This is a genomic window from Angustibacter speluncae, from assembly GCF_054777815.1.
This window is the reverse complement of record NZ_BAAHAF010000041.1, coordinates 17,979-31,206: the sequence shown is the minus strand read 5'-3', so window position 1 is coordinate 31,206 and position 13,228 is coordinate 17,979. Positions and strand designations below refer to the sequence as shown.

7 protein-coding genes are annotated in these 13,228 nt (G+C 77.3%); 2 read left to right on the top strand and 5 right to left on the bottom strand.

The annotated features are described in order from the left end of the window. Positions 1–3,148, top strand: a 3,148-nt coding sequence (gene cydD / locus ACYVKY_RS04695; RefSeq protein ID WP_460433835.1) for a thiol reductant ABC exporter subunit CydD, incomplete at its 5' end; no start/stop codon positions are given. Continuing rightward, on the top strand, positions 3,145–3,642 hold the full coding sequence (locus ACYVKY_RS04690; protein WP_460433834.1) for a GyrI-like domain-containing protein: 498 nt from the start codon (positions 3,145–3,147) through the stop codon (positions 3,640–3,642). The genes cydD and ACYVKY_RS04690, both read left to right, overlap by 4 nt. A gap of 22 nt (positions 3,643–3,664) precedes the next feature. On the opposite strand, the gene ACYVKY_RS04685 is transcribed toward ACYVKY_RS04690, so the two are convergent. The 5 genes from ACYVKY_RS04685 to recC are packed head-to-tail and all read right to left on the bottom strand — an operon-like array spanning position 3,665 to position 13,068. After that, entirely contained in the window at positions 3,665–4,186 is a 522-nt protein-coding gene (locus ACYVKY_RS04685; protein WP_460433833.1) for a cupin domain-containing protein, read from the bottom strand. After that, positions 4,186–4,398, bottom strand: a complete 213-nt coding sequence (locus ACYVKY_RS04680) for a hypothetical protein (protein WP_460433832.1) — start codon at positions 4,396–4,398, stop codon at positions 4,186–4,188. The genes ACYVKY_RS04685 and ACYVKY_RS04680 overlap by 1 nt, the downstream gene beginning before the upstream one ends. Then, the gene (recD, locus tag ACYVKY_RS04675) at positions 4,395–6,281 is read right to left on the bottom strand and encodes an exodeoxyribonuclease V subunit alpha (RefSeq protein ID WP_460433831.1); all 1,887 of its coding nucleotides are present in this window, start codon (positions 6,279–6,281) and stop codon (positions 4,395–4,397) included. Before recD ends, ACYVKY_RS04680 begins: the two co-directional genes overlap by 4 nt. Then, a complete protein-coding gene (locus tag ACYVKY_RS04670) occupies positions 6,278–9,718 on the bottom strand; it encodes an exodeoxyribonuclease V subunit beta (RefSeq protein WP_460433830.1) in 3,441 nt (1,146 codons plus the stop codon). Before ACYVKY_RS04670 ends, recD begins: the two co-directional genes overlap by 4 nt. Further along, positions 9,715–13,068 (bottom strand): exodeoxyribonuclease V subunit gamma, encoded by a 3,354-nt coding sequence (gene recC / locus ACYVKY_RS04665; RefSeq protein ID WP_460433829.1) that lies wholly within the window; start codon positions 13,066–13,068, stop codon positions 9,715–9,717. Before recC ends, ACYVKY_RS04670 begins: the two co-directional genes overlap by 4 nt. Positions 13,069–13,228 lie beyond the last annotated feature (160 nt).

The window sequence follows — 13,228 nt, the reverse complement described above, 5'->3', positions numbered from 1 at the left end:
TGCCCGCACCCTCGTGCTGGCGGCGCGCGAGGAGCTCGAGATCGCCGCCGGCACCGTCGCGGTGACGATGCGCCGCCGCCTGCTCGACGCCGTCCTGCTGCGCGACGCCGCCGGTGGCGCCCGGCGCAGCGCGGCCGCGGTCGCCGTCCTGGCCACCCGGGGCGTCGGCGCCACCGAGCCGTACCTGACGCGCTACCTGCCGACGCTCGTGCTCGCCGGTGTCCTGCCCGCCGTGACCGTGGCGGTGATCGCCTGGACCGACTGGCTGAGCGGCCTGCTCGTGCTGCTCACGCTGCCGCTGGTGCCGGTGTTCGCCGTCCTGATCGGGCTGACCACCAGGGACCGGGCCGACCGGCAGTGGCGCCGCCTGGAGGCGCTCGCCGGGCACTTCCTCGACGTCGTGCGGGGGCTGCCCACCCTCGTCGCGCACCGCCGCGCCGCGGCCCAGTCGGACGCGATCCGGCAGGTCACCGACCGGTACCGCCGCGCGACGGCCGACACCCTGCGGGTGGCGTTCGCGTCGTCGGCCGTGCTCGAGCTGGTCGCCACGCTGTCGGTGGCGCTGGTCGCCGTCACCGTCGGGCTGCGGCTCGCGCACGGCGGCATCGGCTTCGAGACCGCGATGGTGGTGCTGCTGCTGGCGCCGGAGGCGTACTGGCCGCTGCGCCGGGTCGGCGCGGAGTTCCACGCGGCGGCCGAGGGCACCGCGGCCTTCGCGCAGGCCGACGAGGTGCTCGCCGGCGCACCCCCCTCGACGACGGTGCTGCGGCCGTCCGCGCCGGTCCCCGTGGCCGTCCGAGGACTGCGCGTCACCTACCCCGGTCGCGAGCGCCCGGCGCTCGACGGCATCGACCTCGACGTGCCCGCCCGCGGGCTCACGGTGCTGGGCGGCCCGTCGGGGTGCGGCAAGTCGACGCTGCTCGACGTGCTGCTCGGACGGGTCGCCGCCGACGCGGGGCAGGTGCTCGTCGGGCCGGACGCCGTCCCCCTCAGCGCTGTCGAGCCGGAGGTGTGGCGCGACCGGATCGCCTGGTCGGCGCAGCGCCCGTGGCTGCGGGAGGGCACCGTCGCCGACAACCTGCGGATCGCACGCACCACCGCGCACGACGACGAGCTGTGGGCGGCCCTCGACCGGGTGTCGCTGCGCGAGGTCGTCGCCGCGCTCCCCGGCGGCCTCGACGCGCGGCTGCGCGAGGACGGCGCCGGGCTGTCCGCCGGGCAGCGCGCCCGGCTGGCCCTGGCCCGGGTGGTGCTCGCCGACCGCCCGCTCGTGCTGCTCGACGAGCCCACCGCCCACCTCGACGACGCGACCGAGGACGTGCTGCTGCGCACCCTGGTCGAGCTGGCCCGCGACCGCGCGGTGGTCGTGGTCGCCCACAGCCCGCGGGTCGTGGCGCTCGCCGACCACCTGGTCACGCTGCCCGCACCGGCGAGCCCACCGGCCGCGACCACCACCCCCCGCGCCGTCCGTCCGGCCGCTGCCACCCCGCCCGGCGACGCCGACCCGCCGCGGTTCGGCGAGCGCACCGGGCTGCTGCTCGGCGCCGCGTCGGTCGCCTCGGGCGTCGCGCTCACCGCGACCGCGAGCTGGTTGATCACCCGCGCCTCGGCGGAGCCCCCCGTCCTGCACCTGATGGTGGCGGTGGTCGGCGTGCGACTGTTCGGCCTGGCCCGGCCGGTGCTGCGCTACGCCGAGCGGCTCGTGTCGCACGACGCCGCGCTGCGGGTGCTCGCCGAGCAGCGGGCCCGGGTCTACGACCGGCTCGTCCCGCTCGTGCCCGGCGCGCTCGGCGTCACCGGCACCCGTCGCGGCGAGCTGCTCGCCGCGGTCGTCGACGACGTGGACGCCGAGGTCGACGAGCGGCTGCGGGTGCGCCAGCCGCGCCGCACCGCGGCGCTGGTGGCCGCGGGCACGACCGGGTTCGCCCTCCTGCTCGACCCGCTCGCCGGCGCCGTGGTGGCCCTGGTCTGCACGGTCGCCGCCATGGCCTCCCCGCTCGCCCGCCGGGTCGCGCGGGCCGCCGAACCGGGGCTCGTCCGCGACCGGGCGGCGCTGTCGCAGCTGGTGGAGGCGGCGCTCGACGACGGACCGCACCTCGTGCACTGGGACGCCTGGCGCCCCGCGCTCGAGCGGGTCGACGTCGTCGGACGCGACCTCGCGGGTGCCGCCCGGCGGTCGGCGCGCGGCGTGGCCGCGGCGCGGGCGCTCCCGCTGCTCGCGGGTGCGGGTGGGCTGCTGCTCGCCGCTGCTCTCGTCGGACCGCGGTTCCCTGCCGGCAGCGCCACCCTCGCCCTGCTGGTGATGCTCCCGATCGCGCTGGTCGACGCGTTCACCCTGCTCGCCGACGCCGGTGCGCTCGGCGTCCGCACCGCCGCCGCCCGCGCCCGGCTGGACGCGCTGGCCGACCGACCGCCCGCGGTGGCGCCCGGGGGCGGTGCGCTCGTCCCCACCGTCCGCCCGGACGTCGAGGTCGACGCGGTGACCGCCGGCTGGGGTGGACCCCCGGTGCTGCGCGGGCTCGACCTCGCGCTGCGCCCGGGCGAGAAGGTCGCCGTGGTCGGGCCGTCCGGGTGCGGCAAGTCGACGCTGGCGGCCCTGCTGCTGCGCTTCGTCGACCCGCAGGACGGCGCGGTGCGCCTCGGCGGCGCCGACCTGCGCGCGGTCGACCCGGACGAGGTGCGGCGCGCGGTCGGCCTCGTCGACGACGACCCCCACGTGTTCGCGACGACCGTCGCCGAGAACGTGCGGCTCGCCCGGCCGGGCGCCGACGACGGTGCGGTCGCGGACGCGCTCCAGCGGGCCGGCCTGGGACCGTGGGTGCGCGGGCTGCCGGCCGGCCTCGGCACGTTCGTCGGGGAGGGCCACGCCGACGTCTCGGGCGGCGAGCGGGCGCGCCTCGGCCTGGCCCGGTCGCTGCTCGCCGACCAGCCCGTGCTCGTGCTGGACGAGCCGACCGCCCACCTCGACACCGCCACGGCGGAGTCGGTGGCACGCGACGTCCTCGCCACGGACGACCGGACCGTGCTGTGGATCACCCACGCCCGCACCGGTCTCGACCTGGTCGACCGCGTGGTGACGCTGCCGGCGCCCACCTCCGCACCCGCGACCGATGAGTCCGCGGACGCCCGGCGGTCCGTCCTGGCATGAGCGACTCCCCCACGCCCACCGTCGTCGAGCGCGCCGCCCAGCCGTACCTCGGCGTCCGGGGCGCCGTGACGATGACCACCATCGGCGCCGTGGCCGACCGCATCGGCGAGCTCTTCGCCCTGCTCGGCGAACGCGGGGTGGAGCCGGCCGGCCCACCGATCCTGCGCTACCGGGTGATCGACATGGAGCGCGAGCTGGTGCTCGAGGCCGGCGTCCCCGTCCCGTCCGCCGACCTGCAGGCCGAGCGCGACCTGTTCGTCGACGAGCTGCCGGCCGGCCGCTACGCCGAGGTGACCCACCACGGGCACCCGGACGGCCTGGTCGAGGCGACCGCCGCGCTGCTGGCGTGGGCCGACCGCGAGGGACTGACCTGGGACGTGCAGGACGGCCCGGACGGCGAGGTCTGGGGCTGCCGGGTCGAGCGCTACCTCGACGAGCCCGGGCAGCCGATGGAGGAGTGGGACACCGAGCTGTCGTTCCGCCTCGCCGACTGACCGGCGCCGGTCGGCCGGCCGCTCAGACCCAGAAGGTGTCGTGGCGCAGGTAGAACTCGCGCCAGTCGTCGTCGGTCATCGCCTCGCGGCGCACCTGGTCGGCGAGGGTCTCGAAGTAGTGCTCGCGCGGGGCGCCGGGCGTGAAGAGGATCAGCATCGAGGCGTCCGCCCCCGACTCGTTGCGGAACCCGTGGACGCCGCCTTCGGGGACGAAGGCGAAGTCGCCTGCGGTGCAGTCGTTCCAGCCGCGACCGTCGTGGATGCGGACGGTGCCCGACAGCACGAAGAAGGACTCGGTGATGCCGCGGTGGAAGTGCGGGGACGGGCCGCTCGGCTCGGGACCCATGTCCCACCGGTAGAGCCCGAGGTGCCCGCCGGTGGTCTGCCCGGTGGCGAGGTAGTGCGCGCCGCCGCCGTTGCTGTGCTCGAGCGTGCGCGGCTCGTCGTGGCGGCGGATCCAGGCGGAGGCCTCGCCGCCGTCGCCGGTGTAGGCCGGCTCGGGGTAGCGGTCGGCGTACGGGGCGACCCGCTCGGCGAACGACATCAGCGCGGCCCGCCGGGCGAGCGCGGCGAGCGGCGCAGCCCGAGCCAGGCGATCAGCCCGCCGACGAGCATCGTCACGATCCCGAGGAACACCCAGAGCGAGACGCCCTCCATCGGGCTGTTGCCGGTGACGAGCACCCCCGCGCCCTGGAGGGTCCAGACCAGGCCCATCACCACGACGAGCCCGCCGACGACCACGCCCACCGTCTTCATGGCGCCACCGTAGCCGCGAGACGGCGCCCGAGACCGGTGGCGCGCAAGGCGCGGCGGGCGACGCAGGTGCGCACGGCCGCCTCCGACCCCACGAGGAGCACGTCGCTGCGGGCGCGGGTGACGGCCGTGTACAGGGTCTCGCGCGTCGCGAGCGGCGAGTCGGCGTGCGGCAGGACGAGGGTGAGGGCGTCGAACTCCGACCCCTGGCTCTTGTGCACGGTGGTCGCGTACATCGTGCTGATGCCCGCGATGCGGGTCAGCGCGATCGGCGGCGACAGCACCGCACCGCGTCCGACGACCACCTCCAGCCGGTGGGGACCGGCGAGCACGACGCCGGTGTCGCCGTTCCACACCCGGTTCTCGTAGTCGTTCTGGGTGAGCATCACCGGCATGCCGGCGTAGCGGCCGTCGAACCGCGCGCCCGCGTCGGGGTCGTCGTCGACGACCCACCGCTGCACCACGCCGTTCCAGTGCGACACCCCGCGCGGACCGCGGCTGTGCGCGCAGAGCAGGCGGTGCCGGTCGAGCGCCGCCAGCGCCGTCGCGGCGTCACCGGCCCGCGCCGCCGGTCCGAGGACCCGGGTGACGCCGAGGCACCGCGAGCGGACGTCGTCGAGCACCTCGGCCGGCAGCAGCTGCGCGTCGTCGGCGACCTCGTGCCAGCGGACGGCGTCCGTCCCGTCGAGGATCTCGAGCACCCGGTCGGCGTCGCCCGTCCGGATCGCCGCCGCCAGGTCGGCGAGCTCGGGACGGTCGTCGTCGATGCGGTGGTTGTGCTCGAGCCGCGCCACGCCGGCGCCGACCGGCGAGGTGGCCGGGAGGGAGTCGAGGTCGCCCAGCACCGCACCCGCCTCGACCGAGGCGAGCTGGTCGGGGTCGCCCACCAGCAGCAGACGGGCGTGCGGGCGCAGCGCGTCGAGCACCCGCCGGAACATCGACAGCGACACCATCGACATCTCGTCGAGCACGACCACGTCGTAGGGCAGCGGGTTGCCGGCATGGTGCCGCGAGCGGTTGCTCGTGATCGAGGCGCCGATCAGCTTGTGCAGCGTGAACGCGGGCACCGAGGCGAGAAAGGTGCGCTCGTCGTCGGTGAACGGCGCTCCGACGTCGGCGGCCGAGGCGGCCAGCGACTCCTCGATCCGGTTGCGGGCCTTCGCGCTCGGCGCGGCCACCGCCACCCGCGGCGGCTGCGGCGACAGCTCGCGCAGCGCGCACAGGACCCGCGCGACGGTCGTGGTCTTGCCGGTGCCGGGGCCGCCGCCGAGCACCCCGACCCCGTGGGCGAGGACCGTGGCGGCGGCGTCGCGCTGGTCGGCGTCGGGGTCGTCGTCCCCCGGCGGGGCCGGCCAGAGCCGCTCGAGCTGCGCGCGGACCGCCTCGCCGGCGAGCCCGTGGACGGCGACGGTGCGGCGGGTCAGGTCGGCCGCGACGAGCTCCTCCATCCGCCAGTACCGCTCGAGCCACACGTCGTCGTCCCACATCACCAGCGGGCGGGCCGGGCCGGTGGCCGGCTCGCCCGGCCGGTGCACGCGCACCAGGACGCTGCGGCGGACCGCCTCGACCCACGCGTCGGCCTCGGGCCACGGCAGGTCGACCGCGACGACCGCCTCGGGGTCGGACCGGTCGACGACGACCGTGTCGGCGGCCTCGCGGAGCCGCAGCGTCACCGACCCCATCCGGACGCCCCGCACGGCGAGCGCGACAGCGAGGAGCACCTGCTCGTCGGGCTCGCCGCAGAGCGCGCCGAGGCGCTGCGCGACGTGCACGTCGGCGGCGTGCAGGACGCCAGCCGCGCCGAAGGTGCCGAGCAGGCCGGTGGCGCGCAGGGCGACGCCGGGCGACAGGTCGGTGGCGTCGGCGGCCGTGGTCGTCGTGGTCACCGTGCACCTCCGGCGAGCAGGTCGCTGAGCGCAAGCACGAGCGCGGCCGGCGGGGTCCACGTCCACACGCCCGGCACGAACCCGTCGGGACGGGGTGGCACCGACGGGCCGACCATGCCGCGCAGGAACAGGTACGCGACGCCGCCGAGGTGCGCGCCCGGGTCGTAGGCGGCCTGCCGCCAGCGCAGGAACCGGTGCAGCGCGACCGTGTAGAGCATCGCCTGCAACGGGTAGTGGGCCTGCCGCACGGCGTCGTCGAGCGCCGACCGCCGGTAGTGCCAGGCGGTGAGCGGCTCGTCCGGCGGCGCGAGCCGGTTGGTCTTGTGGTCGACGACGACGTACCGCGGCGCCGCGGCGCCTCCGACCCGGACCACGAGGTCGAGCGAGCCGGTGAGGTAGCCGCGCAGCGGCTGGTCGCGCAGCAGCGGGTCGTCGAGCAGGTCGGCGTAGGGCAGCACGGGGTCGCCGTCGTCGAGGTGCGCGCGCAGCAGCCCGACGACGTCGCCGAGCACCGGACCCGTTCCGGCAGAGGGCAGGTCGCCACCGGACAGCGGCAGCTCGAACTCGAGCTCGGTGAGCTGGTCGTGCGGCGCGAGGTCGGCGAGCGCGAGGCCGTCGCTGATCGGCCCCCAGGGCGTGGTGACGCTCGGCAGCAGCGCGGCGGCGAGCTCGTCGGCGGCGACCGACGAGCGCTGCCACCGCAGCACCGACCCGGCCGCGCGGGTCAGCGCACCGAGCGGGTCGGCGGGGTCGAGCACGACCTGCTCGAGGACGCCGTGCACGAGGGTTCCGAAGGCCGCACCGCCCTCGAGATCGGCCATCGGCGAGGCGATCTCGAGCAGCGCGGCGTCTGCGTCGTCGACCGGCGCCGCGGGCTCGGCCACCGGCTGGTCGTCGGGCTCGTCGGAGCCGGTCGCCTCGTCGTCGACCACCCGCACGTCGGGCTCGCTGGCGACGTGGGCGACCAGCTCGTGGGCGTCGCGGGTCAGCCCGCTGTACGACGTGCGCCGCCACGACTCGTCGAGCTCGCGGCCCAGCTCGCGCGCGGCGAGCCGCGCGGACAGCCCGGCGTCCGTCACCGCGGAGAGCGGCTCGACCTCGACGGGGACGACCGGCTCGACGGCCAGGCCCGGCCCGGCGAGCCCCGCGAACCTGGCCAGCACCGGCGCGTCGTCCGGCGGGATGCTCACGTCGAGCGGCTGCGGCGCAGCCGGGTCGTCGGCGGCCAGCAGCCGGTGCAGCGGCGAGGACCGGGTGTTCCACGTGGGTGCCCACCAGAGCACGAGGCGCGAGATCGCCCGGGTGGCAGCCACGTACAGCAGGCGCAGGTCCTCGCCGGCCTCGTCGGCGCGCTCGGCGTCGCGGGCGGCGTCGAACCCGGGCGACCCGGGCCCGCCGACGTGCACGGTGCGACGCCCGTCGGCGTCGTGCCCGCGCGGGAAGTCGGACCGCTGGCCCGCGCCGATGAGGTCCCACCCGAAGGGCACCAGGACGACGGGGAACTCCAGGCCCTTGCTGGTGTGCACCGTCGCGATCTGCACGGCCGCGGCGTCGGTGTCGAGGCGGCGGGCGCGGTCCTGGTCGTGGTCGGCGCGGGCGCGCTCGACCTCCTCGCGCAGCCACCCCAGCAGACCGGTGAGCGTGAGCTGCTCGCGCAGGGCGTGCTGGTGCAGCACCTCGACGACGTGCCGCAGGTCGGTGAGGACGCGCTCGCCGTCGGTGCGCGCCAGCACGCGGCCGGCGAGGTCGGTGTCGCTGCCCACCCGCTCGTACAGCGCGGCGACGCCGCGCTCGGCGAGCACCTCGGCCCACTCCCGCAGCTGCGCGGAGAGCTCGTCGTCGCCGGCGTCGCCCGCCGCGTCGAGCGCGGCGGCGTCGCGCCCGACCAGGACGGTGAGGGCGGCCCGGCGGGCGAGCGCCGCCCGATGCGGCTGGTCGAGGCCCTGCAGCAGCGTGACCCAGTCGGCCGCCGCCTCGGACCCGAACACGCTCGTGGTGCCGGTGAAGACGCTGCTCACGCCCACCTCGCGCAGCCGGGTGCGGACCAGCTCGGCGGTCGCGCGGGTCGGGACGAGCACGGCGACGTCGCGGGCCTCGAGCGGACGGGGCTCGCCGCCGCGCGGGGTGTGGGTGAGCCCCGCCGACAGCGTGCGCACGACCTCGGCGGCGACGTCGGCGGCGACGAGCGAGCGGGCCAGCGGCGTGGCCAGCAGCCCGCTCCTGTTGGTGGGGTGGCCCTCGCGCCCGACCACCCGCAGCCGCACCGGCGCCGGCGGCGCGGGCTCGACGGCGGGCACCTCGTACCCGGCCGCGACCGGCCGCACCACGATGGCCTCGTCGCCGAGCGCCGCACCGCGGAAGAGCCGCTCGAGGCCCTCGAGCACGGCGGGGTCGCTGCGGAAGTTGCGGTCGAGCGTGCGCCGCTGGTCCGCGGCCGTGGCCGCGGCGAGGTAGGCGTGCACGTCGGCGCCGCGGAAGGCGTAGATCGCCTGCTTCGGGTCGCCGATGAGCACCAGCGGCCGGTGGCCGTGGAAGGCGAGCCGCAGCACCTCCCACTGCACGGGGTCGGTGTCCTGGAACTCGTCGACGAGCACCACCTCGAACCTGGCCCGCAGCCGCTCCTGCGCGACCGGCCCCAGCACCGGGTCGGCGAGGGCGTCGCGCACCCGCACCAGCAGGTCGTCGAACCCGACCACGCGCGCGGCCCGGGTGCGACGGGCCACCTCGGCGCGGACGGCGGCGGCGTACCGCAGCCGCAGCGCCGCCTCGGGTCCCACCTGGGGCTCGTCGGGCGAGGGCAGCAGCAGCGCCTGCCGGTCGGAGGTCACCTCGGTGGCCAGCCGGGTGGCGAGCGCGAGCGACAGCGCCGGCTCGCCCTCGCGCACCGAGGTGACGTGCCGCAGGTAGAGGTCGGCCACGACGTCGGCGACCACGTGGTCGAGGTTCTCGACCAGCTCGACGTGCGGGTCGGTGTCGGCCGCGACCCCGAGCCCGGTGAGCACCTGCTGGCAGAACTCGTGGACGGTGGCGACCGTCGCGGCGTCGAAGTCGGCCAGCGCGGCCGCCAGGCGGGTGCGGCGGAGCGCGACCTCGTGGGGGGTCGCGGCACCGAGATGGCGCACCACGGGGTCGGGGTGCCCGCCCGTCGCGGCCGGGTGGTCGAGGGCGTCGCGGACCTCGACCAGCCGCTCGCGCACCCGCGAGCGCAGCTCGCTCGTGGCGGCGACGCCGAAGGTGACCGCGAGCACCTGGTCGATGCGGGCGCGCCCCTCGGCCACGTACCGGGTCACCAGCCCGGCGATCGTGTACGTCTTGCCGGTGCCGGCGCTGGCCTCCAGGACGGTGGTGCCGGACGGCAGTTCCGCGGCGAGGTCGATGGGCTCGTACGACGCGGACTCCAGGGTCGGCGCGCCGACCAGCCGCAGCCGGCCGCTCACCGGGCCTCCTCCCGCTCGAGCAGCGGCCACCAGAGCCGGCAGGCGAGCCGGCCGAAGTCGGTGGTCTCCTCGCCGTGCCGGGCGACCGGCTCGGGCGAGCGCCACGCCAGCAGCTCGGCGAACGGGTACCGCTCGCCCCACACCCGCACGTGGTCGCGGTCGGCGTCCTCCTTGTCGAAGCCCTTGTCCCTGTCCTGGAACGAGGTGACCCAGCACTTCTCGGCCTCGAACCCCGCGTTGCGCTCGCTGCGCTGCCGGAAGCGGTGCTCGGCCCAGCAGGCGGCGGTGCGCAGCGGCAGCGGCAGCGGCGTGCGCAGGCCGAGGTCGCGCAGCTGCGCGATCTCGAGCAGGAACCGGGCGGCGTCGGCGGGGTCGGGCGCGCGCAGGCGGGACAGCCCCGACGACCCGCTCGACCCCCGGCCCAGGACGACGGCGCCGTCCACCGTGCCCGGGGCCGTGGCGGTGAGCGCGAGCAGGTCGATCCACGCCTCCAGGCGGTGCTTCGGCGCCAGGCTCGAGTACTGCAGCCGCAGCAGGGTGCGCCCGCGCAGGCCGCTGACCGAGCCCAGCACGCGGCGGCCGTCCGGGAGCAGCGCGTCGACCTCGACGGCCTCGGGCGCCACCGGACCCGTGACGTCCTCGAGCCACTCGCGCGCCCGCTCGTGCAGCTCGACGGCCCGGGGCCCGACCTTGGTGAGCGCCCGGGTGGCGAGCGGGTCGGGCGGCAGCGTCCCGCGTCCGCGCTCGGCCGCGACGATGTCCTCGATCGCGTGCCCGCGCTGCAGGGCGTCGAGGGCGCGGGTGCCGATGCCCCACTCGCCGAGACCACCGAGCTCGAGCGGGACCACGTCGTCGGGTGCCTCGTCCTCCCAGGGGTCGGACACCCGCAGCCGCTGCGCGAACAGCGACCGCACCGGGGCCACGGCGAACGAGCGCAGCTCCTGCAGCAGCAGCTCGCGCTCGGGCGGCGGGGCGGGGAGCAGGGCGGGCAGCAGCGAGGGCCGCTCGGTGCGCTCGCGGCGGGACGCCTCGGCCCCGGCCCGGGCTGCGGCGTCGAACGACACCGGGCGCTCGCTGCCGAGCTGCCCCGGCAGGAAGTTGCGGGGGTCGGTCGGCTGCAGCGGGTGGTGCACCGTGACCTGCGCGGACACCGGGGCGCCGTCGTCACCCACGGCGACGGCGTCGAGGGCGTCGAGCAGCTCGCCGACGGGCACGGCGGGCTGCATCTGCGCACCGGTGCGCTCGTGGTGGCCGCGGAACAGCACGACCAGCCGCTCGTCGGCGGCGGTGAGGGCGTCGAGGAAGAGCTGGCGGTCCTCGCTGCGCGGGTCGCGCTCGCCGAGGTGGGGGTCGCGGGCGAGCAGGTCGTCGTCGTCGGGGCGGCTGCGGCGCGGGAACGCCTCGTCGTCGAGCCCGAGGAGGCAGACCACGCGGTGCGGCACCGAGCGCATCGGCACCAGCGTGCACACGGTGAGGCCGCCGGAGCGGAAGCTGGAGCGGGTGGGCCGCCCGGCGAGCCGGGCGTCGAGCATCGCCCGGACGTCGGCGAGCGAGAGCGGTGCGCCGGACGCGGACGCCTCGGCCCGCACCTCGGCGAGCTCCTCGCGCAGCTGCACGAGCTGCCACGCCGACGACGGCGCGACGTCGACGAGGGCCAGGACGGCCGCCTCGACCTCCTCGAGCCACGTGCCGACGGGCTGCTCGCGGGTGAGCGCGGTGACGGCGGCGTCGACCCGGTCGAGCAGCTCGGCGAACCGGCCGACGAGGTCGACCGCGCCGGAGTCGATCCCGTCGAGCGGGAAGGACCCGCCGACCGCCTCGTCGCTGCCGCCGAGGACGACGCCGGTGAGGACGCGGTCGAGCGCCGCCCGCCAGGTGCCCTCGACGACCTGACCCATCTTCCAGCCGGCCCGGTGCTCGGGGCCGAGCCCCCAGTGCGCCCGGGACTCGACCACCCAGGTGCGCACCTGCTCGAGGGCGTCGTCGTCGAACCGGAACCGACGGCGCACCGGCGGGGCGGCGGCGAGCGCGAGCACCTCGGTGGCGGTGACGCGACCCGCGACGACGTCGAGCAGGGAGCCGACGACGGCCAGCACCGGGTTCACCTGGCGCGGCGAGCGGTCGGCGATGCGCACGCGCAGCCGCTGCGCCGGCTCGGAGCCGAACACCGCGCTCACCAGCGGGGCGAAGGCCTCGACGTCGGGGCACATGACGAGCACGTCGCGCGGCTCGAGCGTGGGGTCGTCGGCCAGCAGCCCGAGCACGACGTCGCGCAGCACCTCGACCTGGCGGGTGCGCCCGTGGCACGAGTGCACCTGCACCGAGCGGTCCGACCGCGGCACGGTCGGCCGGTCGGCGTGGGCGGGCAGCTCGTCGTCGTGCAGCGACCGCTGCAGCAGGCCCAGCAGCGTGCCGGCCCCAGGTCGGGCCGGCGGGTGGTGGGCGCCGGCGTGCCGCGGCGAGGCGACGGCCAGCCGCTGCTGCAGCTCCTGCACGTCGCGGCTCAGCGACGCGAGCAGCGGGGTGCGGGCGGGCGTGGGCACCGCGACGCGGCGCAGGTCAGGCGGGGCGCCGCGGGCGGCCAGCGCGTCCCACAGCGCCGGGCTGGCGTGGTTGAGCCACAGGTGCACCTCGCGCTGCTCGGCCAGCGCGGTGAGCACCGCCAGCCGCGAGGCGTCGATCCGGCTGGCGCCGTAGACGCTGACCCGGGACGGCAGCCGCACCTGCTCGGGCGCGGCGACGAGACCCTCGATCGCCGCGGGCAGCAGCTCGGCGGGACCCGGCCCGAGCTCGTCGCGCAGCCGCGACCACAGCAGCGGCTGCCAGCGCAGGTCGGCGGGCACGGCGACCTCGCCGCGCGCCCACCCCTGCAGCACCTCGGGCCGGGACACCTCGTAGCGGTGCAGCAGGCCGGCGACCCGGCGGGCCAGCGCGTACCGGCGACCGGTGGGCACGTCGGCGCCCAGGTGCAGGTGGCGGTGCACCGGCTCGTAGCCCTCCAGCGGCACCAGCGACGACGCGACCTCCTCGAGCAGGTCGACCAGCACCCAGGTGGTGCGCTCGGGGGCCCACGCCTCGACCGCCCGGGCGTGCTCGGGGCTCACCGAGGCCACCGCGGCGTCGAGCACCTCGGAGGGGCGGGGGAACAGCACGTTCGCGCAGACGCCGTCGTCGCCGGCCGGCCCGGCCCCGAGGTGGTGCGACAGCCGCTGGCCGAGCCACCGCTCGATGCCGGCGGCGGGCACGGCGACGACGTCGGGCGTGAAGGGGTCGTCGAGCGGCTCGGCGAGCACCTCCGCCAGCGCGGAGACGAGCGCGAGCCCGGACTCCGAGCGGTGGACGGTCAGCACCCGGCGAGTCTTGCAGCGGCCACCGACAGCCGTCCACGCGCCCCGCCCCGCTGTGGACGACCCGCGCGACGCGCGGGCACCTGTGGACAGCGCGCGAGATGCGCACGGCCGCAACGCGTGTGCGCGGCAGCCGGTCACGACCGGCTCGTCTGCGACACTG